The organism is Kitasatospora sp. NPDC089913 (genome assembly GCF_044748625.1).
Lineage (GTDB): Bacteria > Actinomycetota > Actinomycetes > Streptomycetales > Streptomycetaceae > Kitasatospora.
The window spans coordinates 125679-148295 of the sequence record NZ_JBIVGI010000012.1; the positions used below are offsets into that span (position 1 = coordinate 125679).

Annotated in this window: 17 protein-coding genes; 7 read left to right on the forward strand and 10 right to left on the reverse strand. The window is 76.2% G+C overall.

Annotation, left to right across the window (positions count from 1 at the left end):
• Positions 1 to 5 precede the first annotated feature (5 nt).
• The 8 genes from ACIPYS_RS20105 to ACIPYS_RS20140 form a co-directional block, all read right to left on the reverse strand.
• Positions 6 to 1586 carry a dynamin family protein gene (locus tag ACIPYS_RS20105; protein ID WP_093858882.1) on the reverse strand — a complete coding sequence of 527 codons (1581 nt, stop codon included), beginning with the start codon at positions 1584 to 1586 and terminating at the stop codon, positions 6 to 8.
• Positions 1583 to 3571 (reverse strand): dynamin family protein, encoded by a 1989-nt coding sequence (locus ACIPYS_RS20110; protein WP_400747673.1) that lies wholly within the window; start codon positions 3569 to 3571, stop codon positions 1583 to 1585. The genes ACIPYS_RS20105 and ACIPYS_RS20110 overlap by 4 nt, the downstream gene beginning before the upstream one ends.
• 5 nt (positions 3572 to 3576) lie before the next feature.
• Positions 3577 to 5946: an Hsp70 family protein gene (locus ACIPYS_RS20115; protein WP_400747675.1), complete on the reverse strand. Its 2370-nt coding sequence runs from the start codon at positions 5944 to 5946 to the stop codon at positions 3577 to 3579.
• Positions 5943 to 6281 (reverse strand): hypothetical protein, encoded by a 339-nt coding sequence (locus tag ACIPYS_RS20120; RefSeq protein WP_400747677.1) that lies wholly within the window; start codon positions 6279 to 6281, stop codon positions 5943 to 5945. Before ACIPYS_RS20120 ends, ACIPYS_RS20115 begins: the two co-directional genes overlap by 4 nt.
• Before the next feature lie 40 nt (positions 6282 to 6321).
• Complete coding sequence (locus ACIPYS_RS20125; RefSeq protein ID WP_159424776.1) at positions 6322 to 6876, reverse strand: RNA polymerase sigma factor; 555 nt, start codon at positions 6874 to 6876, stop codon at positions 6322 to 6324.
• Between the two features lie 63 nt (positions 6877 to 6939).
• The gene (locus ACIPYS_RS20130; RefSeq protein WP_400747679.1) at positions 6940 to 9315 is read right to left on the reverse strand and encodes an Hsp70 family protein; all 2376 of its coding nucleotides are present in this window, start codon (positions 9313 to 9315) and stop codon (positions 6940 to 6942) included.
• Positions 9312 to 10877: a dynamin family protein gene (locus ACIPYS_RS20135; protein ID WP_400747680.1), complete on the reverse strand. Its 1566-nt coding sequence runs from the start codon at positions 10875 to 10877 to the stop codon at positions 9312 to 9314. Before ACIPYS_RS20135 ends, ACIPYS_RS20130 begins: the two co-directional genes overlap by 4 nt.
• Positions 10874 to 12994 (reverse strand): dynamin family protein, encoded by a 2121-nt coding sequence (locus tag ACIPYS_RS20140; RefSeq protein WP_400747682.1) that lies wholly within the window; start codon positions 12992 to 12994, stop codon positions 10874 to 10876. The genes ACIPYS_RS20135 and ACIPYS_RS20140 overlap by 4 nt, the downstream gene beginning before the upstream one ends.
• 452 nt (positions 12995 to 13446) lie before the next feature.
• Here ACIPYS_RS20140 and ACIPYS_RS20145 point away from each other — a divergent pair, with 452 nt between their 5' ends.
• From ACIPYS_RS20145 to ACIPYS_RS20160, 4 genes are all read left to right on the forward strand, one after another.
• On the forward strand, positions 13447 to 14049 hold the full coding sequence (locus ACIPYS_RS20145) for a carbonic anhydrase (RefSeq protein WP_093858875.1): 603 nt from the start codon (positions 13447 to 13449) through the stop codon (positions 14047 to 14049).
• Between the two features lie 107 nt (positions 14050 to 14156).
• Positions 14157 to 15635 carry a SulP family inorganic anion transporter gene (locus tag ACIPYS_RS20150; RefSeq protein ID WP_400747684.1) on the forward strand — a complete coding sequence of 493 codons (1479 nt, stop codon included), beginning with the start codon at positions 14157 to 14159 and terminating at the stop codon, positions 15633 to 15635.
• 454 nt (positions 15636 to 16089) lie between these two features.
• Positions 16090 to 17217, forward strand: a complete 1128-nt coding sequence (locus ACIPYS_RS20155) for a BadF/BadG/BcrA/BcrD ATPase family protein (RefSeq protein WP_400747686.1) — start codon at positions 16090 to 16092, stop codon at positions 17215 to 17217.
• 43 nt (positions 17218 to 17260) lie between these two features.
• Positions 17261 to 18076 carry a bifunctional 2-polyprenyl-6-hydroxyphenol methylase/3-demethylubiquinol 3-O-methyltransferase UbiG gene (locus ACIPYS_RS20160; RefSeq protein ID WP_093858872.1) on the forward strand — a complete coding sequence of 272 codons (816 nt, stop codon included), beginning with the start codon at positions 17261 to 17263 and terminating at the stop codon, positions 18074 to 18076.
• Positions 18077 to 18128: 52 nt separating this feature from the next.
• On the opposite strand, the gene ACIPYS_RS20165 is transcribed toward ACIPYS_RS20160, so the two are convergent.
• Entirely contained in the window at positions 18129 to 19103 is a 975-nt protein-coding gene (locus ACIPYS_RS20165) for a DUF5937 family protein (RefSeq protein WP_400747688.1), read from the reverse strand.
• 76 nt (positions 19104 to 19179) lie between these two features.
• On the opposite strand from ACIPYS_RS20165, the gene ACIPYS_RS20170 reads away from it, so the two are divergent.
• Positions 19180 to 20475 carry an MFS transporter gene (locus ACIPYS_RS20170; RefSeq protein ID WP_093864648.1) on the forward strand — a complete coding sequence of 432 codons (1296 nt, stop codon included), beginning with the start codon at positions 19180 to 19182 and terminating at the stop codon, positions 20473 to 20475.
• Between the two features lie 63 nt (positions 20476 to 20538).
• Here the strand turns inward: ACIPYS_RS20170 and ACIPYS_RS20175 are convergent, their stop codons facing one another.
• The gene (locus ACIPYS_RS20175; protein WP_400747691.1) at positions 20539 to 21381 is read right to left on the reverse strand and encodes an SAM-dependent methyltransferase; all 843 of its coding nucleotides are present in this window, start codon (positions 21379 to 21381) and stop codon (positions 20539 to 20541) included.
• Between the two features lie 239 nt (positions 21382 to 21620).
• On the opposite strand from ACIPYS_RS20175, the gene ACIPYS_RS20180 reads away from it, so the two are divergent.
• Together ACIPYS_RS20180 and ACIPYS_RS20185 are read left to right on the forward strand one after the other, a co-directional pair.
• The gene (locus ACIPYS_RS20180; protein ID WP_400747693.1) at positions 21621 to 21989 is read left to right on the forward strand and encodes a PRC-barrel domain-containing protein; all 369 of its coding nucleotides are present in this window, start codon (positions 21621 to 21623) and stop codon (positions 21987 to 21989) included.
• Positions 21990 to 22128: 139 nt separating this feature from the next.
• Positions 22129 to 22395, forward strand: a complete 267-nt coding sequence (locus tag ACIPYS_RS20185; RefSeq protein ID WP_093864646.1) for a metal-sensitive transcriptional regulator — start codon at positions 22129 to 22131, stop codon at positions 22393 to 22395.
• Positions 22396 to 22617: the final 222 nt, after the last annotated feature.

Below are 22617 nucleotides of genomic sequence, written 5' to 3' on the forward strand. Positions count from 1 at the left end.
CGTTCTCAGCCGCCGTCGAGCCCGTACAGCAGGTGCTCGTATGCGCGGACGGCGGCGCGGGCCGCCGCCCGGGTCGGGCCGGACAGGCCGCCGGACTGCCAGCGGTTCAGCCACACCCCGTGCCGTCGCCGGGCCTCCGCCCGCAGCTCGTCCGCGCCGCTGTCCGCGGGCAGCCCCAGCCGGTCGGCCGGGCCGCGCCCGAACTCGCCCAGCAGTCGCCGCAGTTCCTCGGTGGCCCCGGCGTCCAGCCGGAGCCGCCCGCCGTACAGCTCGCGCAGCGTGCGCAGTTCGGCGAAGCCGGGTTCGTCCAGGACCAGCGCCTCGACCAGGCCGATCGCCTCCTCCAGCAGGGCCCGTTCGCGCGGGCCGACCCCGGCCGCGAGGTCCAGGGGCATCCGCCGGATCCGCTCCAGCGCCGTGTGCAGCTTCAGCAGCGCGGACCGGTGGCCGAAGTGGTCGGCGAGTTGGGTGCGCAGCCCGTCCAGCCCGCTGTCCGCCGCCAGGAAGGCGCGCAGTTCGGGGACCCGCCGCTCGCCGTCGCGGACCAGCCCGCAGAGGGTGTGCAGGCCGTACGGCCCGAAGCGGCGCCACAGGGCGCGGCGGCGGGCACCGTCCAGCGGTGCGCCCTCGTCCTCGCCGAGGAAGAAGGCGGCCGCTCCCAGCAGGTAGGAGAGGAAGTCCGGCCGGAGGGAGGCGAGTTCCTCCAGGGCGGCGACATCGGACTCGTCCAGGGTGGCGGCGGCCTGGCCGAGCAGCCCGCACACCGGAGTGAGGTCGAACAGGCGTCGGCGCATGCCGGGGGCGTCCTGGAGGATCCGGTCGGCGAGCCGGCGGCCGAGCACCAGCGGGTGCGGTCCGTCCGGTTCCCACAGCTCCTCGCACTTGGTGAGGGCACCCAGGGTGGTGAGCGGGGTGGAGTTCTCGAAGTCCCGGCCGAGGAAGTGGGCCACCACCTCGGCGTCCGTGGTCGACGGCCCGCGGACCGGCAGGACCAGCAGCAGGGCGTCGGCGGCGGTGGCGTGCCGGCGGCTGGTGCTCGCCACCTCCTCCGGCCGCAGCCGCAGGAAGGCCAGGGTGTTGAGCGAGTCCTCGCCGTACACCGAGTCCAGCCCGGGGGTGTCGATCAGCTCGAACAGCCGCAGATAGGGGGCGGGGAACTCGACCAGCACCTCCCGGATGCCGCGCAGTTGCTCCAGGTGGTCCTCGCGGCGCGCGGTCAGCTCGGCCAGCCGGTCCGGGGAGTACTCCACGGACGGACGGCCCTCCTCCCGGTAGCGGACCAGCAGCCGCGGGGTGTCGGCGTACCGCAACCGGTTGACGTTGAAGGTCAGTTCCTGCGAGCCGGTGGCCACCCGCTCCTCGCCGATCAGCGCATTGACCAGGGTGGACTTGCCGGCCGAGATCCGGCCCACCACGACCACGCTCATCTGCCGCCGCAGCCGATGCTGTTCGGCCTCGAAGGCGGCGCGCAGGACCTCGGCCGAGCCGCCGCCGCGGGACAGCAGCCGCTGCGCCCCGGCGAGGGCGGCGTCGGCCCGGGCCCCGAGGTCGCCGAGGTCGCCGAGATCCCCGGGGGCGCTCGTCATGCCCGACCGCCGGCCGCGTCGGGCGGGGCGGGAGCGGGGGCCTCGGGACCGGCGAGCCCCTGCACGGCGCCGGCCAGCACCTCGACCCGCTCCCCGAGTTCCCGCAACGGCCCCTGTTCCCGGGCCAGTTCGCCGAGCCGCCGGGCCGCCTCCGCCGCCGTGCGCTCGGCGCTGCGCCGCAGCCGCTCCAGGGTGTCCGCGGTCCGCTCCTTCTCCCGCTCGATCCGGCTGTCCAGCTCGGCCGCGATGTCCCGGGCGAAGGCGGCGACCGCGTCCTCCACGGCCCGTGCCACCATCGGCTCCTGGTCCCGCCGGGCCCGGCCGACGGCCTCGGCGAGCTCCCGGCGGCGCTCCTTGAGGACGCGCTCGGGGATCTCCTGCTCCACGGTCCGGTAGCGGACCCGCTCCGGCCGGTCGAGCACCCGCTCCTGGTAGGACTCGTAGCGGGGGGCGAAGAAGTCCTGGGCCTGCCGGTACAGATGCCTGACCCGGTCGCCGAACCCCGACGGCGCCGGGCCGGAGGCCCGCCTCGCCTGCCGCTGCTTGGTCACGGTGCGGTAGGTGGCCGGCTCGACCACCGGCACCTCCTTGGTCGGCCGGTGCAGCCGGCCGAAACCGCCGAGGTCCAGCACCGGTGCGGGCGGCAGCTCCCCGAGCGTGCCGCCCGCCAGCTCGACGCCGAGCTCCCGGGCCAGCCCGCTCTGCAGCGCGGCGGCGCGCCGGGCGGCCCACTCGCCGACCGTCGACCGGGCCAGCGTCAGGTCCGCGTTGATCCGGTCGGCCAGCCGGTCGGGCTTGGTGAGGTGCGCCCGCACCTCCAGGTGCTCGGTCTCCGCGCGCCGCCACACCCGTTCGAACTCCTCCCGGGTGCGTTCGGCCGTCCCGGCCCGCAGGCTGTCGAGTTCGCGCTCCAGCCGGGCCCGCCACGGCGCCGCGCCCGAGGACAGCTCGGCCAGCCGCTCCGACTCCCGCTCGGTCTCGGCGCGTAGTTCCGCCAGCCGGGTCCGGCTGCCGTCGCGGAGCGCGCTCTCCTCGGTCAGCAGCGGCTCCAGCAGGGTGCGCACGGCGGCCTGCGCCTCGACCAGGGCGCCGCCGAGCAGCAGCCGCGCGCGGTGGGCGGCGAGCCGGGACCAGAGGGCCTCCTCCAGCCGGGGGAAGCCCGAGGCGGCCAGCAGCCTGGCCCGCCGCTCGGGGTCGTCGTCGGCGGCCCCGGCCAGGTGGCGCTGCTTGAGCCGGCTCGACACCGGGACGATCAGCACGTCCTCCGGCTCGCGCCCGGTCACGGCGGCGATCTTGCGCCGCCCGGCGGCGAGGTCGGCCCCGATGTCCTCGGGCAGGTCCGCCTTGGTGAGCACGTAGAACAGGGCGTCCGGGTGGTCGGCGGCCCTGACGGCGTGCGCGGCCTCGCGGAGGAAGGCCGTCTCGCTGTCGGTCAGCGGCTCCTCGGCGGAGAGCACGAACACGACCGCGTCGGCGCTGGGGAGCTGGCCCATGGTCACGGCCGTGTGCTGGTGGTAGACGCCGCCCACGCCCGGTGTGTCCACGAGGACCAGCCCCGATTCGAGGCGCGGCACGTCGAGCCGCAGGTCGAGCAGCACGGCCTCGCCGCTGTGCTCGCCGCCCTCGGCGGCGTAGTCGCCGATCCGGTCGAGCGGGATCCGCCGCGCTTCCAGCCTGCCGTCCGGGAGGCGGAGGGTGACCTCGGCGCGTTCCGGGGCTCCGTGGCGGATCACGGCGGCGACGCTGGTGGCGAAGTACGGGTCCACGGGGAGGATGTTCGGGCGCTCCAGCAGCGCGTTCAGCAGGCTGGACTTGCCCCGGTTGAACTCCCCGCACACCACCACCGTCAACTCGCCTGACAGCAGCCGTTCGTGGGCGCCGCAGAGCCGGTCGGCGGTCTGCTCGGCCCGGCGGGTGCGGGCGGTCGCGGTGAGCGGCTCCAGCAGGTCGAGGATCTCGTCGCGCAGGGACGCGTAGTCGGGCACGGGTCTCACTCCTTCTCCAGGTCCCAGCTGTGGAGTTCACGGTCGGTGGCGGCGAACAGGGTGCTGGAGTCGGTGCCGAACACCAGGTTCCGTGGCGGGGTGGGCAGCGTCATCCGGTGCAGCGGGCCGGACACCTCCAGCAGCCGGTGCGGCTGCTCCGGGTCGGGCTGCGGCAGTTCCCAGACCGAGACGCAGCCGGCCTGGTCGGCGGCGGCGAGCAGCCGTTCGTCGGGGCCGACCGCCAGCACGAAGGCCTTGGCCAGCGCCGGGTCCCGCAGCCGGGCGGTGTAGCCGCCGAGGCTCCAGACGTCCACCGCGGTCAGGTCGGAGGCACCACTGGCGAACCCGGCCGACACCGGCAGCGGGCGCACCAGACGGAGATCGGACAGGGTGAGCTGGGGCACGCTCTCGGCGCGGCGTCCCGAGGTGTGGCAGAGGACCACGGTCTGGCCGACCGGGACCGCGGTGAACTCCAGATCGGGGGAGAACGCCTGCCCGCCGGTCGGGCTGAAGCGTGACAGGTCGATCTCGGCGGTCACCTCACCGTCGACGGTCCGGACCAGGCGCAAGCGGCGCTGGATGTCCGTGACCGCGAGCAGGGCCCCGTCGGCGGAGAAGGCCACCGCGGCAGCGTTGGTGGGGAGCGGGACGGAGCACTCGAGCGCTCCGGTGGTCAGGTCGAGGACGTCGACCTGGCGGCCGGACTTGTGGATGGCGGCCGCCAGCGGCGCCCCGGCACCGGGCGCGGTCGCCGTCGCCCAGCCGATCCCCGGACGTTCCCACTGCCGGACCGTCTCGGCCGGCAGCAGTTCGGAACAGACCAGTTGCTCGCCGTGCACGGTGAGCAGCCGTGGCACGTCGCCTGGGACCGGCAGTACCGGGCCGACCGGCCGCGGCTCGGGCAGCGCCCGTACCCGGGCCCGGAGCGGTGCGGCCTCCGCCCACCGCGGCCGGACGTTCGCGCCGCCGTACTTCCCCGAGCGGGCGGTCCGGCGCCCGCCCGCCCGCCCGGTGGTCAGCAGCCAGTCCCCGGACGACACCGGTGCGCCCTCGGCGACGTGCAGCCGGGCAACGGTCCCGGGGCGCCCGTCGGCGCGCAGCTCCCACAGGCCGCCGTCGGCCAGCCGGACCAGCGCGAGCACGGCGTCCGCGGCGAACTCCTCTCCCGGCGCGACGTACCAGCGCAGCAGTCGCCCGGAGTCGCCGGGCAGCTGCCAGCCGAACGGGACGCCGGAGGAGGTGGGCCGCTCGGCGGCCGAGTAGCGCCGGGTGGCGAGCCCGGCCCAGGCGGCCGCGCCCTGGGCGACGGCCAGTTCCGGGTCCTCGACGTGGCGCAGCAGTCCGGGGAAGGCCTCGGCCAGCGCGTCGCGGACGGCGGGCATCCGGGTGCTGCCGCCGACCAGCAGCACGGCCGCGAGCCGGTCCGGGGCCTGGCCGCAGCGTTCGAGCAGTTCCCGGCAGCGGGTGACGGTCCGGGCGACCAGCGGCGCGGCGAGTTCGGCCAGCCGGTCCCGGCCGAGGGCGGTGGGCAGCCCGGCGGAGCGCAGGTAGTCGTCGACCTCGGCCTCGACGCTCAGCCGGTGCTTGAACCGGTGGGCGAGGTCGGCGAGTTCGACCTCGCGGCGGAGCCGGTCGGTGGCGCCGTCGGACTCCTTCGGCGCGCCGCCCGGGCGCAGCCACGCCGTCAGCCGGTCGCCGCCGAGCCGGACCAGTTCCTCGGCGACCAGCACGTCGATGTCGTGGCCGCCGCAGTCGTCCAGCGCCGTGTGTCCCAGGACCTCCACCGCCTCCGCCGAGGCGTCCGGCGGCGGCATCCGGACCAGTGCGGCGTCGAAGGTGCCGCCGCCGAAGTCGTGGACCAGGACCAGGTCGCCGGGTTGCAGGGCGGGCCCGGCGATCGGGGCGAGCGCGGCGGCCACCGGTTCGGCGAGCAGGTCGACGACGGTGAGACCGGCCGCCTCGCCCGCCCCGACCAGCAGCCGTCGGCGCGGGTCGCCGGGCCCGTAGGAGGCGGGGTAGGTCAGCACGGCCCGGGTGACGGCCTGGCCGTGCAGCCGTTCGGCCTCGCCGCGCACGGCCGCCAGCAGCGCGGCCACCAGCTCCTCGGCCCGGTAGGAGGCGTCGCCGAGCAGCAGCGGGGCGCGCTCGCCGAGGTCGCGTTTGAACTCGCTGCGGAAGGAGGCGGGGTGGACGGCCCGCCGGTGCTCGGCGGGGGTGCCGACGAGCAGCCGGGCGCCGTCCCAGGAGACGGTGGAGGGCCAGGCCCAGGAGTCGCCGGACGGTTCCTTGATCAGGCGCACCCGGCCGTCGGCGACCAGTGCGGCGGCGGAGGTGGAGGTGCCGAAGTCGACGGCGAGGACGGGTTCACGGGTCACCGGGGGTCCTTCGGTTCGGGACGGCGGGGCGGGTCGCGCGGGTCACGCGGGTCGGGCGGGCCGGTCCGGTCGGGCGGCTCGGTCCGGTTGTCGGAGCCGAGCCGGCCGAGGGCGGTGGCGACCAGCCGTCGCCACGTCCCGTCGTCGACCTCCGGCAGCGGTACGGCGGTGAGCAGGGCGTGCAGTCGGGCCACCGTGCCGGGCGCGAGCACCGGGTCCGGTGCCGACCGCTCCCTGCCGGGGAGCTCCCGGTGAGGGTGCTCCCGGCGCGGGTGCTCGTGGCGGGGGTGCTCGTGGTTCAACGGGCCCTCCTGGCTGAACGGGGACGCCTCCACCGGGGACTCCTCCCACTGGGGCCTGTTGTCCGGGTCCCCCTCAGTCCGGTCCGAGTACGCGCACCAGCTCCTGACGGGCCCGCGCCAGACGGCTCTTGACGGTGCCGACGGGGATCGCCAGCACCTCCGCCATCTCCTCGTAGCTGCACCCGCACAGGTGCCGCAGCACCACCACCGCCCGGAAGTCCACCTCCAGTGCGGCCAGGGCCTGTTGGACCCGCACCACGTCGGTGACACTGCCGTCCACCGGCCGCACCGCCTCGACCGGCAGCGCCTCGTCCAGCACCGGGTACGGCCGTCGCTTGCGCTGGGCCAGTTCGGCCCTGGCGGCGTTGACCGCGATCGTCCGCAGCCAGGTGGTGAACCGGGCCTCGGCCCGGAACGAGCCGATCGCGCCGGCCACCCGGATCAGCGCGTTCTGGCAGGCGTCCAGCGCGTCCTCGCGGTTGCCGGTGATGCCCGCGCAGACGGTCAGCACCGTGGTCCGGTGCCGGCGCAGGAGTTCTTCGAGTGCGCACCGGTCGCCGGCGACCGCGCGCGGGACGAGTTCCTCGTCGCCCAGACCCGTCAGGTCCGGCGACCTCGTGTACCGCAACACCGACCCCCCACAGGCGCGCCCCCGACGGCCGGGTGCGACGGGTGGCGGGCGCCTGACGGTTCATAGACCCCGGTGCGGAGCGGAAAGTTCCCGCCGCCACACCGTGACTTTTCCGTCACCCGCGAGTGCCAGTGCGGAGCCGTCGTGGGACCAGGCCAGGGTGCTCACGCCGCCGCTGGAGTGGGGGAGTTCGGCGATCGGGGTGAGGGCGTCGCAGTCGACCACGAGCGCCCAGCCGGCGTCGAGACCGAGTGCCACGTGGCGGCCGTCGGGGGCGAGATCGAGGACGCGAACGGGAGGTGTCGTGAGGACCTTCTCGCCGACCAGTACCGTGCAGAGGTCGGCGGACAGCTCCACCGGGGGACGGTCGGGGTGGACCGCACTGCGCTGCGGCCGACGGGACGCGGCCCAGGCGACCGTCCGGTCGGTGGTACCGCCCGGACGCCAGGACAGGATCCGGGTGTTCGACTGAGTGACGACCCACACCAGCTCGTCGGAGCCGGCGCAGCGGCCGAGGTCGGGCCCGAACTTCTGGTAGCCGAGGTCGACCAGCAGGTTCGGAGTGTGGCCGTCGCCGACCGTCCAGAGCTCGTACTGCGGATAGCCGGAGGGGTCGCGTACCACCACCACCAACAGGCGGTCCGGTCCGACCGGGAGGGATCGCCAGAGCCGGTCGTGCGACGTGGTGTTCCCCGGTAGCAGTCCGAACGCGGGCGTGGTCGCGGCGGGCTCCTCGCGGTCCAGCCGATGGACCTCGGCCGTCCGCCGGTTGCCGACCGTCGTGGTCAGAGTGTCGGCATCGGGGGAGAGCCACCGGCCCTCGATGGCCGGCTTGACCGTCGCGAGTCGGCGAACGTCGGTCCCGCCGGTCCACTCGTGGACGTGGTGCGTGGTGACGATCCTCAGCGCTCCGCCAGGTGTCCACCCGAGGGTGTGCACTGTGCCCACTGTGTGCCGCCACACGGGCAGGAAGGCATTCGGGAGGGTCTCGACCGTCGTGGCCAGCCAGTCGCCCGAGCGGAACCGTCCGCCCGGATCGGTGTGCCAGCGCACCAGTTCGCCGGGGTACCGGGCCCGCAGCCGGTGCACGGTGCCCGTCGACGACCGCACGTCGGCCAGCACCGCGCCCGCCGCGTACCGGGTGCCCTCGGCGACGAGCGGTCCGAGGAAGACGGCCGAGCCGCCCGGCACGTCCCAGGCCAGCGGTTCGGTGCCCGGCTCGCGGACCACCGGGCGCAGGTCGCGGGCGGCGGTGAGCGCGGCCCAGGCGGCGGCGCCGCGCACCACGGCCAGTTGCGGGTCCTCGGGCTGGCGGACCGGGGCTCCGAACGCCTCCCCGATCAGCTCGCGGACCACGGGGCTGCGACTGGTCCCGCCGGTCACCAGGACGGCGTCCACCCGTGCGGTACCCCCACCCGGGTCGGTGTTCTCGGAGGCGGCCGCGACGCGCAGCAGGGCGCGGCAGCTCTCGACAGTGGGTTCCAGTAGCTCCGCCGCCACGGCGCGCAGGGTGTCCCGGTCGAGGGCGACGACGGTGCCGTCGGGAGCGAGGTCCTCGACCCGCTCGGCCATCGCCAGCCCGTGCTTCAGCTCGCGCACGAAGGTGTCCAGGTCGAGCGCCGCCCGCCGGGCGGCGGCCTCGTCGGTGTCCGGCGGAGCCGCACGCCGCTCGGGGCCGCTCCCTCCCAGGTGGGCCAGCAGCGCGACGTCGAGATCCCGCCCGCCGCAGTCGTCGAGGGAGCCGTGCCCGAGCAACTCCGGTCCGGCGTCGCCGATCCGGACCAGGGCCGCGTCGAAGGTGCCGCCGCCCAGGTCGTGCACCAGCACGGTCGAGCCCACGGGGAAGGGCGCGCCGACCGGTGGCGCCCAGGCCGCCGCCAGTGGTTCGGCGAGCAGGCCGACCCGGCTCAGCCCGGCCGCCTCGGCGGCCGCCAGCATCGCCTGCCGTCGGGCGTCGTCCGGCCCGCCCCCGGCCGGGACGGTGAGCACGGTCCGCTCCGGTGCGCGGCCCAGCACCCGGTGCGCCTCGGCGGCGACGGCGCGCAGCACGGCCGCCACCAGCTCGGTGGCGGAGTGGCTGGCGCCGTCGAGCAGCAGCGGCACCCGGCTGCCCAGATCGCGCTTGATCTCCGCCCGGTAGCGCAGCGGGTGGAGCCGCTTGCCGCGCTCGGCCGGGGCGCCGACGAGGACGCCGCCGGAGCCGTCGGCGAGCACGGCCGAGGGCCAGGACGCGGCGCCGGTGGCCGGCTCGTGCAGCATCCGGACGGTGCCGCCCTCGACGACGGCGGCCTGGGTGGTGCTCGTGCCGAAGTCGACGACCAGTACCGGCCCGACCGGTGCGGGCTCCTCCGCCGGTTCCGCCGTTGCCGCCGTTGCCGCCGGTTCTGCGGGTGCTGCCGGTTCCACCGCCGCGGTCCGCTTGGACTTCTTGCTCACCTGGACGGCTCCGATCGCGAGAGGTCGTGGTGGATCGCCTCGTAGGCGTCCCGGACGGTCAGTTGGGCCTGCCGGGCCGGACCGCCGACGGTGGGAGCGGCGAGCAGCCGGTGCCAGTGGTCGAGCCGGGCGCGGGCGGCGGCCAGCAGCACCGCGCGGTCCGTGCCCGGCGGCAGGCCCAGCCGGTCCGCCGCGGTGCTGCCGTGCTCACCGGTGACCCGCAGCAACTCGGCCACCTGGTCGGCGGGCAGGTCGAGCCGGCCCTCGAAGTGGTCGCGCAGCGAGCGCAGTTCGGCGTACGCCTGGGCGTGCCGGAGTTCGACGGCGGTGAACGCGCCGGCCACGGCGGCCACGGCGCGGGCCGGCTCGCCGGTCAGCCCGGCCGCCGTCAGCCCGGCGAGCCGGGGCACGGTGCGGAACGCCCGGGCGGCCTTGATGAGGTCGGCGCGTCCGCCGAAATGGTCGCGGAGCAGGGCGCGCAGCGTGTCGATGCCGGAGATCCGGAGCAGTTCGGCGCGCAGCGGCCCGGCCTCGGTGGCGCCGTCGCGGACCAGCCGCTGCGCGGTCGCCACGCCCCAGCCGCCGAAGCGCCGGTAGAGGCGGGACCGGGCGGCGGCCGGCAGCGGCAGTACGCCGTCCGCCGCGGTGAACCGGTCGGCCTCCGCGGCGAGTTCGGCCAGCCGGTGCGGCTCGCAACCGGTGGCGAGCGCGGTCAGGTCGGCGAGGTCGGCGGCGTCCAGGTCGGCTGCGCCCGAGGCGAGCAGGCCCGCCACCGGCACCGCCGTGTACAGCAGCCGGGATGCCCCGGCGGCGCGCAGCAGTTGGTCCGCGACCCGCCGGGCGGGCAGGAACGGGTCCGGGGTGTCGACCGGGTCCCAGAACAGTTCGGTCTTGGTCAGCGCGCCGACGGTGTTGAGCGGACCGAGCCCGGGCACATGGGCCAGGAAGTCGGCGGTGAGGCGCAGTTCCTCCCGGTGGACCCCTCGGGCGGTGAAGGTCAGCACCAGCGCGTCGGCCCTAGCGCCCTCGGTCACCGTCGATCCGGTGACGCCGCTCGCGGTGCGGCCCAGCAGTCGCAGGGTGGCGGCCGACTCGGGGCCGGTGGCGGAGTCCAGCCCCGGGGTGTCGACGATCTCCGTGCCGGCCAGCGCGGGGTGCGGGAAGGCGGTCTCCAGGTGGTCGATCCGGTGCGGCGGTCCGTGCCGCCGGGGGGCGTCGGCGGTGCGGACGGTGAGCGCCTCCAGGGCGGACAGGTCCGGGTGGTGGACCACGGTGCCGTCCTCGAAGTGCACCGTCAGCGCGGCCGGGTCGCCGTGGCGGAACCGGTTGACCGTCATGGTCAGCTCGGTCACCCCCGTCGGGGCGAGCCTGGTCCCGAGCAGGGCGTTGACAAGGGTGGACTTGCCGCTGCTGACCCGGCCGACCAGGGCGACGGCGAACGGCGCGGCGAGCCGTCCGGCCTGCTCGGCCAGCGTCCGCCGGAACTCCCCGGGCAGGTGCTCGGCCCCGGCCGCGTCGGTGAGGACGGCCAGCGCGGCCCGCCGGAGGTCGGCGGCGGTCACCGCCCCACCGCCCCGGGGCCGGGTGCGGCCCCGGGACCGTCCTCGGGCGCGGGGCGGGGCGCGGCCCCGGGACCTTCGTCGGGCGCGCCCGCGGGGCCGGACCGGGGCGCGCCCGCGGGGCCCGTCCCGGCCGGGGGCTCGTCGACGACCGCCGCGACCAGGGCCGCCAGCCGAGCCACCTCGCGTCCGGCCGCGATCAGTGCGCCGTGCTCCTCGGTCAGCACCTTGTGCCGGGCCCCGGCCTCGGCGCGGGTGGTCTCCGCCGCCGCCCGGAGCCGCGACACGGTCTCCTGCGCGCTCTCGTCCTGCTGGCGCAGCAGACTGTCCAGCTCCCGCTCGGCCTGCTCCGCCGCGGTGTCGAGCAGGCTCCGCAGGCCCTCGGTGATCACCCGCTGCTGGCGCGAGCGCACCAGGGCGAGCTGGTCGCGCAGATTGCGCCGGCGGGCCTGGACCTCCTGGTCGCGGACGGCTCCGAGCCCGCGCAGCAGGCCCGCGACCAGGCCGATCGCGCCGCCGACGGCAGCGCCCGCCGGTCCGAACAGCATCCCGCCGACGGCGGCGCCCATCGAGGCCCCGAACGAGCCGTCCCGGCTCACCGGCATCATCGGCCCGGGCGCTCGGCCGGAGCCCAGGTCCGGGTCCAGCCGCACCGCTCCGGGCGCGGCGATCCGTCCCGCCCCGACCGGCCCGATCCCGAGCCGGTGCTGCCGGGCGAAGGCGGCCACCACGGCGCGGAGTTCGGTCTCGGCCCGGTGCGCGGTCGCGCCCGCCACCGCCGCGTAGGCGGAGGCCACCTCGGCGGCCAGCCGGTCCGCGTCGTCCTGGAGGGACTCGTCGTGCAGCAGGTCGTTGCAGATCCGCTCCCACACCGCGTCCAGGTCGTCGTGCAGGGAGCCGGTCAGCGCGTTGCGCAGCTTCCGCAGCTCGGCGCGGAGTTCGGTGCGCCACTCGGCGCCGGACCGGCGGGCTCCGGCGGCCTCGCGCTGCCCGGCCTCGGCCGAGGCCCGCAGCCGGGCCAGCGTCTCGTCGGTCTCCCGGGCGAGTGCCTCCCGTTCCGCCTCCAGCGGCCGCAGCAGGGCCGTGACGGCGGCGTCCGCCTCGGCCAGCGGCCGGGCCAGCAGCAGGCTCGCCCGGCGGCGGCGCAGCAGGCCCCGGAGTGCGGACTCGAATTCGGGGTAGCCGCTGTCGGGGTCGGCGGCCCCGTCCGCGGAGGCGGGCGCGTCCGGCCGGGCCCCGGCGGCGGCCAGGTGGCGCAGCCGGGCGCGGGTCGACACCGCCAGCACGGCGGGGCCGCCGTCCCTGTCGCCGGTCAGTGCGGCGAGCTTGGCGCGGGTGTTGTCGAGCATGGCCCGCCGGTCCTCGGCGTCCGCCTGGTCGGCGCGGGTGAGGACGACCAGCAGGCCGCCCGGATCGGCGGCCGTCTTGTCCGGACCGGTGCTGCCGGCGGCCGGCCGGTCCGGCCCCGCGCTGTCGGCGTCCGGTGCGTCCGGTCCCGTGCTGCCGGCGGCCGCGGCGGTCAGGGCGTGGCGGAGGAAGCGCAGTTCGGCGGCGGAGAGCGGCGAGGTCGTGTCGGCGACGAAGACCACCGCGTCGGCGGAGGCGAGGAAGCCGGCGGTCACCGCCGTGTGCTCGGGGAACACCCCGCCGATGCCCGGGGTGTCGACCAGGACGGTGCCCCCCGTCAGCGCCTCGGACGGCAGTCGCAGGTCGAGCAGTTCGGCCCGCAGCCGGTTGCCGGGGTTGGCGCTCTCCGCCACGTAGTCGGCCAGTTCGGTGAGCGGGACCTCCCGCTGCCGCGTGCCGCCGTTCTGCTCGCGAAGGTGCACGGTCGCCGTGTCCCGGGGGCCCCAGGCCAGCGTGGTGACCACGCTGGTGGTCTGGAGCACGTCCACCGGCAGCAGCCCCGGTCGCCGCACCAGCGCGTTGACCAGGCTGGACTTGCCCCGGTTGAACTCGCCGCAGACCACGACCACGATCCGTCCGTCCGCGAGCCGCCGCACCGCCTCGTCCAGCCGTTCGGCGGTCCCGGCCAGCCCGCGCGCCCGCGCCGCCGCACCGAGCCGTTCCAGGGCGGCCGTGGTGTCGGCCGCGACCGCGCCCGTGTCGATCCCCGTCATGCCCGCCCGGCTCCCCTCGCCCCGGCGCCGGCGCCCGCGCGTCGGCCTCCCGGACTCTGATTCGCCGAACGGCCGGAATGTTCCGCGGGGGCCGTCCGGACCCGCGGCCGGGGCGGCGGGACCACGGGCTGCGGTGCGCGGAAGGCGGGGTGCGGAAGACGGGGTGCGGAAGACGGGGTGCGCGAGGTGTGAAGACGGCGCAGAGAAGCAGGAGGGGCGCGCGGAAAATTTTGTGCGCCCATCGCCGGCCGGTCCGGGCCGTACCGCTTGACCTGCGCTTTCCGTAGTGGAAGGCGTCATTTCGTTCGAGGCAACAGGATGTTAACCGGATCGGCACACTCTGCGCCCAGAACTCGCTTTTGCTTGCCCCATACCCATGTTTTACTCCTTCTTGACGCAACGTCAGGTGACCAGAGGCGCACCTGACGTCACCGAAGGAGGCAGTCACCCTCATGGAACCGCTCATCGACCGGGCCCGGGCCTTCCCGCAGCGGGCCGGGGACACCGGCCGCGAACTCACCGGCCTCGCCGCCGGCCAGAGCCCGCAGGCGCTGTTCATCACCTGTTCCGACTCCCGCGTGGTCCCGGCCCTGATCACCAACGCCGACCCCGGCGACCTCTTCGAGCTCCGCACCGCGGGCAACATCGTCCCCGTCTACCGGGCCGACGACGCCTCCGGCGAGACCGCCACCGTCGAGTACGCCGTCGAGGTGCTGGGCGTGCGCGACATCGTGGTCTGCGGCCACTCGCACTGCGGCGCCGTCGGCGCCGTGGTCCGCGGCGAGGACCTCAGCGTGGTGCCCGCCGTCCGCTCCTGGCTTCGCCACGCGGACCGGGCAGTGCTCCGCGCGGACGAGGCCGAGGTCTTCGACCCGACGGTCGCCGGCCCCGTGCAGCGGCACGTCCTGGCCCAGCTCGACCGGCTGCGCGGCTACCCGGCCGTCGCCCGGCGGCTGGCCGACGGGCGGGTCCGGCTGCGCGGCTGGTTCTACGAGATCCACACCGGCCTGGTGCTCGAACACCGGGCCGACAGCGGTCTGTTCCTGCCGCTGTGAGCCCCGCGCCGCACGGGCCGCCGCACGACCAGCGGCCGCACGCCCCGCCGCCCTCCGGCCCGATATCCCCCGACCACCGTCCGAACCGCCACTCTCCCGAGGACCCGATGACTCGTCGTCCCGCCCTTCGGCTGAGCACTCTGCGCTCCGACCTCCCCGCCTCCCTCGTCGTCTTCCTGGTGGCGCTGCCGCTCTGCGTGGGCGTCGCCGTCGCCTCCGGCGTACCGGCCGAACTCGGCCTGGTCACCGGCATCGTCGGTGGCCTGGTGACCGGCCTGATGCCCGGCAGCAGCCTCCAGGTGTCCGGCCCCGCCGCCGGGCTGACCGTCCTCGTCCTCGCCGCCGTCCAGGAGCACGGCCTCGCCACCCTCGGCGTGATCACCGCCGCGGCCGGCCTGCTCCAGCTCGCCATGGGCGCCGCCCGCCTCGGCCGGCTCTTCCGGGCGATCTCCGTCTCGGTCGTCCAGGGCATGCTGGCGGGCATCGGCCTGATCCTGATCGCCGGTCAGCTCTACGCGCTGGCCGACATCAAGGGCCCCACCGGCGGCCCCGCCAAGCTCGCCGGACTCCCCGGCCTCGCCGCCGACATCGCCGGGGACGGGCGCGCGCTCGCCGCCGTCGCGATCGGCGCAGGGACGATCGCGGTCCTGCTGCTCTGGCCGCGCCTGCCCGCCAAGGTCCGGATCGTGCCCGCGCCGCTGGCCGCCGTGGCCGGTGCGACGGCCGTCACCGCCCTGTTCGACCTGCCCGTCGCCCGGGTCGACGTGGCCGGGCTCGCGGGCGTCGTCGATGTGCCCGGCCTGTCCGACTTCGCGGCGCTCGGCAGCCTCGGCGTGCTCGGCACGGCCTTCGCCTTCGCGCTGATCGCCTCCGCCGAGAGCCTGTTCAGCGCCGCCGCCGTCGACCGCCTGCACCACGGCCCGCGCACCGACTACGACCGCGAACTGCTCGCCCAGGGCGTCGGCAACACCGTCTGCGGCCTGCTGGGCGCCCTGCCCATGACCGCCGTGATCGTCCGCAGCGCGGCCAACGTCCAGGCCGGCGCCAGGACCAAGGCGTCCCGGGTGCTCCACGGGGTGTGGCTGCTGCTCTTCGCCGCGCTGCTCCCCGCCGCCCTCGGTGTCATCCCGCTCGCCGCCCTGGCCGGCGTCCTGGTCCACGCCGGGGCCAAGCTCGTTCCGCTGCGCGCCCTGCGGCCGCTCTGGCGGGCCGACCGGGGCGAGGCCGCGATCCTCGCCGTCACCGCGATCGCCATCGTGCTGACCAACCTGCTCGAAGGCGTCCTGCTCGGCCTCCTGCTCGCCGTGCTCAAGAGCGCCTGGGACACCTCCCACCTCCAGGTCGCCGTCACCGAACTGCCCGACGGCGCGGTCCGGGTGACCCTCCACGGCAGCGCCACCTTCCTCCGGCTGCCCCGCCTCCTGGAGACCCTCGAATCCCTGGAGGGCCTGCCGGCGGACCGCCCGGTCCGCCTCGACCTCGCCGGCGTGCGTCACCTCGACCACGCCTGCCGCAGCGCCCTGGACCAGTGGCAGGAGCGCCACAACCGCAGTGGGTCCGCCGAACTCGTGGGGCTGCCCGCCTGAAACCTGTTGCCGTGCTCCGGGGGCGGGCGGGTCGGGGTGCTGTTCCGACCTGCCGGCCCGCCGGTCCGGGAGCGGGCGTGGGGGGGGGGGGGGGGGCGGCCCCCCCCCGCGGGGGGGGGGGCGCCCCCGCCCCCCCCCCGCGGGGGGGGGGGGGGCGCCCCCCCCCCCCGGGGGGGGGGGGGGGGGGGGGGGGGGGGGGGGGGGGGGGGGGCCGCCCCCCCCCGGGGGGGGCCCCCCCCCCCCCCCCCCTCCGCCGTCGCTCGCGGGTGAACGCGATGTGCCGGATTCGCCGCCGTTGACGCTCCGGCCGATGCCGTGGAGGCACCCGGTCAGAGGCGGCGCAGAACGTTCTGGAGGCCCTGCGTCCGCCGTGCCACGGCGCCGCCCCGCCGTCCGCCGGGCACGATGGGCACGATGGGCAGGACGGGGTGCGGACGAGGCGGGCGGAGGCGGCATGGAGCGGGCGGCGGGGGAGTCCTGGGTGGTCGGGGTGGACGTCGGCGGCTCCGGCATCCGGGTCGGGGCGGCGCCCGCGGGCCGGCCGGTGGATCCGGCGGGGGTGCGGACGGTCGGGTCGGCCGCCGCCGCGCGGGTGTCCGCCTCGGCCGGAGGACAGGACGGGCGGGCGCTGCTCGACCGGCTGCTGCCCGCACTCGGCGCCCTGGTCGCCGGCCTGCCCGACGGGGCCGGGATCGGCGCGGTCGCCGTGGGCGCCACCGGGATGGCCCTGCTCGGCCGCGACCTGGCGGCCCGGCTGCCCGGCCCGCTCGCCCGAGCCACCGGCGCCCGGCGGCTGGTGCTCGCGGGGGACGCGGTCACGGCCTACGTGGGCGCGCTGGGCACCGCCGCCGGGGTGGTGGTGGCCGGCGGGACGGGGCTGGTCGCGATCGGCCTCCGCCCGGGCGGGAACTGGTGCCGTGCCGACGGCTGGGGCCAGTTGCTCGGGGACTGCGGCGGCGGCGCCTGGCTCGGCCGGGCCGGGCTGGAAGCGGCGCTGCGGGCGCAGGACGGCCGCAACGGGGGTTCGCCCGCGCTGCTGGCGGCGGCCGAGCGGCACTACGGCCCGGTGGCCGGCCTCCCGGCCGCGCTCCAGCCGCGTCCGGACCGGGCGGCGCTGCTCGCGGAGTTCGCCCCGGCGGTGGTCGCGGCCGCCGGGGGCGGCTGTCCGGTCGCCGCGGACCTGCTCCGCCGTGCGGGCGAGGAGATCGCCGACAGCGCGAGCGCCGCCGCCGCGGCCGCCGGTCGGACCGAGCCCCGGCTCGCCCTGACCGGGGGTCTGTTCCGCTTCGACCCACTGCGCCGGGCGACCCTGGACGCGCTCGCGGTCCGCCTCCCCGCCGCCCGCCCCCGCCCTCCGGACGGCCCGCCGCTGCTCGGAGCCCTCCGGCTGGCCCGGGCCGCCGCGACCGCCACCACCACCCCCGCTGCCCCGGCATCCGCGCTCGGCAGCGCCACTGTCAGCACCGCCACCATCAGCAGCGCCACCGTCGGCACCGCCGCACCGGACTTCCCCTGGCCGCTGGACCCGCCCCTGCTCGCCGTCCTCGACCTCCCCGCCGCCGACGGCCCGCGGCGGCCGTGAAAAGCGTTTGAGCGGTGCTCCCGGCTCTGGCAGCGTGGTCGGTATGGAGAAGACCCCTGCCCCCGACGACTGGCTGGCGACCAACCGCGCCAACTGGGACGGCCGTGTCCCGGTGCACAAGGCCAGCGATTTCTACGACCTCCCCGGCTTCGTGTCCGGCGACGAGGCACTGCGCGGTTTCGAGCTGGCCGAGGTCGGTGACGTCAGCGGCAAGTCCCTGCTCCACCTCCAGTGCCACATCGGCCTGGACACCCTGTCCTGGGCCCGCCACGGCGCCACCGTGACCGGCCTGGACTTCTCCGCGCCGGCGGTGGAGACCGCCACCGAACTGGCCGGGAAGATCGGCGCGGACACGGCCCGATTCGTCGTCTCCGACGTGTACGAGGCGGTGGCGGCGCTCGACGGGCAGACCTTCGACATCGTCTACACCGGCCTCGGCGCCCTGTGCTGGCTCCCGGACATCGCGCGCTGGGCCCGCACCGCGGCCTCCCTGGTCGCCCCGGGCGGCTTCCTCTACCTGGCGGAGTTCCACCCCTTCGGCGACACCCTGGGCGACGACGGCCGGACGGTGGAGTACGACTACTTCGACCGCGACGCCACGGTCTGGGACGACCCCAGCACCTACACCGACGGCGAGGTGACGTCCCTGGCCTCCAAGACGGTCGAGTGGCAGCACGGGATCGGCGACGTCCTCAGCGCCCTGGTGACTGAGGGCCTGCGGGTGGAGTTCCTGCACGAGCACGACTTCACGCTGTTCCCGCGCTTCCCGGTGCTGGAGCGCGACCGGGGCTTCCGTTTCCCGGCCGGGCAGCCCCGCGTCCCGCTGATGTACTCGCTCCGCGCGAGCAAGCCCGCCTGACGCCCGCTCCGAGGCGCCGGCCGTCCGGTGCGGCCCTCCGCCCCGCCGCGGCCTACGCCCGGGTGAGCAGGGCCGTGCCCAGGTCGGTGGCGGTGTAGTGGACCTCGCGGCGGTAGCGGTGGCCGGTGACCAGCCCGGCGTCGCGCAGGACGGCGAGGTGCTGGGAGACCGCGCCCAGGCTGAGGCCGGTCCGGGCGGCGAGCTGGGTGGTGGTGGACGGGGATCCGGTGCAGGCGAGCAGGCGGGCGCGGCTGCGCCCGAGCAGCCGGGCGAGCGCGTCGTCGGTGTTCTCCCGGCGCTCCCAGAGCAGGCCGAGGGCGCGGGCCGGGTAGACCAGGGCGGGCGGTGTTCCCCGGCGGCCGCCCAGCACCCGGCAGCGGTCGGCGAACGCGCTCGGGGTGAGGGTGAGTCCGGTGCCGCCGAGGCCGTCGCCGTCCGCCGGCAGGTCGGGTGAGCGCAGCCGGTCCCCGTCCCGGCGCAGGGTGGGGTGGAGCGAGGACAGCACCTCGTGGATGCCGTCCTCGGCGAGCAGGCGCGTCCGGTGGGCGATGTCCGCCTCCAGGGCGGCGCGGATCCGCGGCCAGTACGGCCGGACCGCCGCCTCCCACCAGGAGTGCAGGGCCTCGGCGAGCTCGGGCAGGACGCGTTCCGGGTCCTCGGCAGGCTGCCGTCCGGCGCCGGTCGGCGCCGGACGCGGCACAGCGGCGAGAGCGTCCCGGACCTGTTCGGGCGGGGTGGCCAGCAGGGCGGACAACTCCTCCTCGATCTCGGCCAGCGGGCAGCGCGGAGCCGGCAGCAGTCGCCCCGCCAGCAGGCCGGACCGGGCGGTGAGCGCCGCGGGCGGCGAGGTCCGCCCACCGAGGCCGCCGCCCCGGCCCAGGGACGCGGCCCGGCGGATCCAGGGCAGGTGCACCACGTGCCGACCGGGATCGGTGACGGCGCGTGCGGCCGCCGCGGTCTCCCAGAGCGGGGAGATCGCGAACCTGAGATTGCCCAGGTCGCGCGCCCCGAACCGCAGCTCGCCCATCCCCACCCCCGGTCGACGTTTTCGCCCAGACTAAAACACTGGCCGCGCGGTGATCACGCTCAGGATGCTGGCCGGCATGACTCCTCCACTTCCGGGCCTGCTCCGGCATGCCGACTTCCGACGGTTCTGGGCCGCCGACACCGTCAGTCAGGCGGGTGCGGCCGTCACCCTGGTCGCGCTTCCGCTGGTGGCCGTCGGCACGCTGGGCGCCACACCGTTCGAGGCGGGCCTGCTGGTCGCCTTCGAGTACGCGGCCTTCCTGCTGATCGGACTGCCCGCGGGCGCCTGGGTGGACCAGGTGCGGCGGCGGCCGGTGATGGTCGCCGCGGACGTCGTCCGGGCCGTGCTGCTGTTCTCCGTCCCGGCCGCCTCCTGGCTGGGCGCGCTGACCCTGCCCCAGCTGTACGCGGTGGCGTTCGGGATGTCCGTCTGCACCGCGTTCTTCGACGTGGCGTACGGCAGCTACCTGCCGCACCTGGTGCCGGACGAGCAGCTGGTGGCGGCGAACATCCGGATCGAGGCGGGCCGGAGCACCGTCCAGGTCGGCGGCCCGGGCGTGGGCGGGGCGCTGGTGGGTGCGCTGACCGCGCCGGTCGCGTTGGTGGTGGACGTACTGAGCTTCGGCCTCTCCGCGCTGCTGCTGGGCCGGATCCGGCGGCCCGAGGCCCGGCCGGAGGGTTCCTCGGGCACCCGGTCGGGGGGAGCGCTGCGGACGGAGATCGCCGAGGGGCTGCGCTTCGTCCTCGGCGACCGGCTGCTGCGGGCGGTCACCCTCACCGCCGCCGCCTCCAACCTGTGCGGCACGATCGGCGCCTCGATGCTGATGGTGCTGCTGGTCGGCGAGCTGCGTCTGTCGCCGTTCCTGTGCGGACTCGTGTTCACCGCGGAGGCGGTCGGCGGCCTGATCGGCAGCCTGCTCACGGCGCGGTTCACCGCCCGGCTCGGTCAGGGACCGGCGATGTGCGCAGCGGTGGCGGGCAGCGCCGTGCTCTGGCTGCTGGCGGTGCCGTTCTTCCGGGCCGACGGCCGCTTCGTCCTGGCCGTCCTGCTGCAGGCCGCGGGCTGGGTCCTCTTCATGACCTTCAGGATCACCTCGGTCGCCTTCCGCCAGCGGCTCTGCCCGAAGCCGCTGCTGGGCCGGACGACGGCAACGGTCCGTTTCCTGGTCTGGGGCGTGATGCCGATCGGAGCGCTGGCCGGCGGTGTGCTGGGGCAGGGCCTCGGCGTCCGGCAGGCGCTCTGGGCGGGCGCCCTGGGCGAGCTGCTCGCCGTCCTGCCGGTGCTCTGCTCACCGCTGCGCCGGATGCGCGAACTGCCCTGCGCCCCGGCGGAACCCGCGTCCCGGCCGCTGACCGGCGCGGCCACCGGATGAGGCCACCGGATGAGGCCCGCGGCGGCGGCCGGACGGATCCGGGCCGCCACCGACGCCGCGCCGTCAGGACTTGCGGGCGACCGCGCCGTACATGCTGACCCGGTCCGCGCCGGGGACGGGGTCGCCCTCCGGACGCCACAGCGGGACGGTGACCACCCCGGGCTCGAGCACGTCCAGGCCGTCCAGGAAGGCGCCCACCTGCTCCCGGCTGCGGCCGACCAGCGGTGCCGTGGCCTTGCTGTAGACGCCGGTGACCCGGTCGCGGACCTCGGCGGGGATGAAGTCGGCGGTGCCGTGGGACAGGATCAGGTGGCTGCCGGGCGCGAGGGTGTCCAGCAGTGTGCGGACGATCTCGTACGGTCCGTTCTCGTCCGGCACGAAGTGCAGCACGGCGGCCAGCACGAGGGCCATCGGCTTCTCGAAGTCGAGCAGCTTCTCGGCCTCGGCGGCGGCGAGCAGGTCGAGCGGCTCGCGCAGGTCGGCCTGGATGACGGTGGTCCGGCCGACGGCGGTGCCGCCCATCAGGGCGCGGGCGTGGGCGAGCACGATCGGGTCGTTGTCGACGTAGACGATCCGGGCGCCCGGATCGACGGCCTGGGCGATCTCGTGGGTGTTGCCCGCGGTCGGGATGCCGGTGCCGATGTCGAGGAACTGGCCGATGCCGAGCCCGGCCACATGGCGCACCGCCCGGGTCAGGAAGCCCCGGTTGGCGCGCGCGGTGGATCTGAACTCCGGGTTGGCCGCCAGCGCCCGCTCGGCCGCCTCGCGGTCGGACGGGAAGTTGTCCTTGCCGCCCAGGTAGTAGTCGTACATCCGCGCGGGGTGCGGGATCTCCGGCCGGAGGTCGGCGGGGACACCGGGCTCGCCCGGCTCCCACATCTCGTTGTAACCCACCACTGTCTGCACGCCTCCGCACCTGGCCGAACTGATGATCCGTCGGCGGACAGCGTAGGTGTTCGAGTACACCCGTGGTGCGGCGAGGTCGGTTCACACCCGCTTGTGCGCAATGGCCGCGTTGCGGCGGGATGGGCCGGAACGGCCCCGTCCCGGCGGGCGGGACGGGGCGGACAGGCGCAGGATGGGAGGGTCCGGGGCGCCGCCCGCAAGCGCGGCGTGCCGCCGTGGAGCGGGAGTGGGAGGCAACCATGGCCGTCGCCGAGATCGTTCCGGCCGACATCAGGGAGTGGCGGGGGCAGTCCGTCGTGGACGAGAAGGACCACCGGATCGGCACCCTGGAGTCCGTCTACGTCGAGACCGCCAGCGACCAGCCGTACTTCGTGACGGTCACGATCGGACTGGCGATGAAGCGGCGGCTGGTGTTCGTACCGCTCGACGGCGCGGTGCTGGGGCCGGGGTACCTGCGGGTGGCGTTCCCGAAGGCGCTGGTGAAGCAGGCGCCCTCGATCGGGGTGGACGACGTGCTGCCGGCCGAGGACGAGCCCGAGGTGTTCGCGCACTACAAGCTGGAGTACGTCACCGGGGCGGGCGGGGAACGGCGGCTGGCGCGGCGCTGACGGCGGCCGTCGCGACGGCGGTCCCGCAACGGCCGGAGCCGTTGGCCGACGGCACGGGCCGAAGGTCGGCCACCCGGGTCCGTATACCCCACGGGGTACACTGGAGGGCCGGTGGTCGACAGTGGAGGGCGGTCCGGACATGCAGGTGGACGAGGAGGCCGTCGGAGCGGTCCTGAACCGGCTGCGGCGCGCCCAGGGGCAGCTGGCGGGCGTGATCGCGATGATCGAGGCCGGCCGGGACTGCAAGGACGTGGTGACCCAGCTGGCCGCCGTGTCGCGGGCGCTCGACCGGGCCGGGTTCAAGATCGTGGCGAGCGGTATGCGGCAGTGCATGGCGGGTGCCGAGGAGGGCGCGGCGCCGATGACGGAGGCCGAGTTGGAGAAGCTCTTCCTCACCCTCGCCTGACGGCCCGCACGTCCGGCGGTTCGTGTGCCGAACGTCCGCTGTTGCCCGTGCCCGCCGTTCCGGCGGTCCGCCGTTCCGAGGACCCGGCCCCAGGGCCGGGTCCTCCGCCGTTCCGCCGTTCCGGACACCCGCGTTCCGCCGTTCCGGACACCCGCGTTCCGCCCTTCCGGACACCCGCGTTCCGGCACCCCGTCCGCCGGACGGCCCCACAGTTCCCGTTCC

Bases quoted from the DNA above. Each gene is read 5' to 3' on its own strand.
- ACIPYS_RS20145 (WP_093858875.1), top strand. From the start codon at position 13,447: ATGGAACCGCTCATCGACCGGGCCCGGGCCTTCCCGCAGCGGGCCGGG.
- ACIPYS_RS20155 (WP_400747686.1), top strand. From the start codon at position 16,090: ATGGAGCGGGCGGCGGGGGAGTCCTGGGTGGTCGGGGTGGACGTCGGC.
- ACIPYS_RS20170 (WP_093864648.1), top strand. From the start codon at position 19,180: ATGACTCCTCCACTTCCGGGCCTGCTCCGGCATGCCGACTTCCGACGG.
- ACIPYS_RS20105 (WP_093858882.1), bottom strand. From the start codon at position 1,586: ATGACGAGCGCCCCCGGGGATCTCGGCGACCTCGGCGACCTCGGGGCC.
- ACIPYS_RS20185 (WP_093864646.1), top strand. From the start codon at position 22,129: ATGCAGGTGGACGAGGAGGCCGTCGGAGCGGTCCTGAACCGGCTGCGG.
- ACIPYS_RS20165 (WP_400747688.1), bottom strand. From the start codon at position 19,103: ATGGGCGAGCTGCGGTTCGGGGCGCGCGACCTGGGCAATCTCAGGTTC.
- ACIPYS_RS20160 (WP_093858872.1), top strand. From the start codon at position 17,261: ATGGAGAAGACCCCTGCCCCCGACGACTGGCTGGCGACCAACCGCGCC.
- ACIPYS_RS20150 (WP_400747684.1), top strand. From the start codon at position 14,157: ATGACTCGTCGTCCCGCCCTTCGGCTGAGCACTCTGCGCTCCGACCTC.
- ACIPYS_RS20140 (WP_400747682.1), bottom strand. From the start codon at position 12,994: ATGACGGGGATCGACACGGGCGCGGTCGCGGCCGACACCACGGCCGCC.
- ACIPYS_RS20180 (WP_400747693.1), top strand. From the start codon at position 21,621: ATGGCCGTCGCCGAGATCGTTCCGGCCGACATCAGGGAGTGGCGGGGG.